The organism is Kitasatospora sp. NPDC001175 (assembly GCF_053598215.1).
Genome location: NZ_JBSFJU010000239.1, coordinates 1 through 1053, shown reverse-complemented (window position 1 = coordinate 1053; position 1053 = coordinate 1). Strand labels below are relative to the sequence as shown.

Below are 1053 nucleotides of genomic sequence, written 5' to 3'. Positions count from 1 at the left end.
GGCGGTCGCGGTCGAGGTCGAGGACCTGTACGAGCGGCTGGCCGCTGCCGGTTTCGGGTACGGTCCGGTGTTCCAGGGCCTGCGCGCCGCCTGGCGCAAGGACGGCGACGTGTACGCCGAACTCCGCCTGCCCGAGAGCGAGCACGAGGACGCCGCCCGCTACGGCCTGCACCCCGCGCTGTTGGACGCCGCACTGCACGCCCTCGGCCTGGACATCACCGGCCCCGAAGGCGCTGACGGCCCCCGACAGGCCCGCATCCCGTTCTCGTGGAACGGTGTGACCCTCTACGCGACCGGTGCCGCCGCGCTGCGCCTGCGGCTCTCCGAGATCAACGAGGACACCGCCTCGCTGCTGCTCGCCGACGAGTCCGGGCAGCCGGTCGCCTCGGTCGAGTCGCTGGTCTCCCGTGAGATCGCCGCGGAGCAGGTGCGCGGTGCCGGCGGCGGCTTCGTGGAGTCGCTGTTCCGGGTGGAGTGGACCTCGCTCCCGGTCTCGGCCGCACCCGCGGGCCGCTGGGCGGTGCTCGGCGCGGACGCTCTCGGAGCGGCCGGCACCGGTGCCGAATCGTTCGCCGATCTGGCGGCGCTGGGCGCGGCCGTGGACGGCGGCGTGGCGGTTCCCGACGCGGTCTTCGCGTCGCTGGCCGACTCGGCCGCGGACACCGCCCCGGCCGTCCGGGCCGTGCTGCACGGTGTGCTCGCCACGCTTCAGGAGTGGCTGGCGGACGAGCGGTTCGCCTCCTCCCGCCTGGTGCTGGTGACCCGCGGTGCGGTGGCCGGCGGCGACGACCTCGTGCACGCCCCCGTCTGGGGCCTGGCGCGTTCCGCACAGGCCGAGAACCCGGACCGCGTGGTGTTGCTGGACGTGGACGGCGGCGACTTCTCCCGCGAGGCGCTGTCGGCCGCACTGGCTGCCGGTGAGCCCGAACTCGCCGTGCGCGGCGGCGCGTTGCGCGCACCGCGCCTGGCGCGGGTGGCGGCGGTGTCCGACACGGCCGGGCCGGTGTTCGATGCGAGCGGTACGGTCCTGGTGTCCGGTGCGTCCGGGATGCT

1 protein-coding gene is annotated in these 1053 nt (G+C 75.4%); it reads left to right on the top strand.

Features of this window, described 5'->3' with window-relative positions; translation table 11 throughout:
- On the top strand, positions 1-1053 hold a 1053-nt coding region (locus ACWDAK_RS41400), incomplete at both ends, for a polyketide synthase dehydratase domain-containing protein (RefSeq protein ID WP_427396383.1).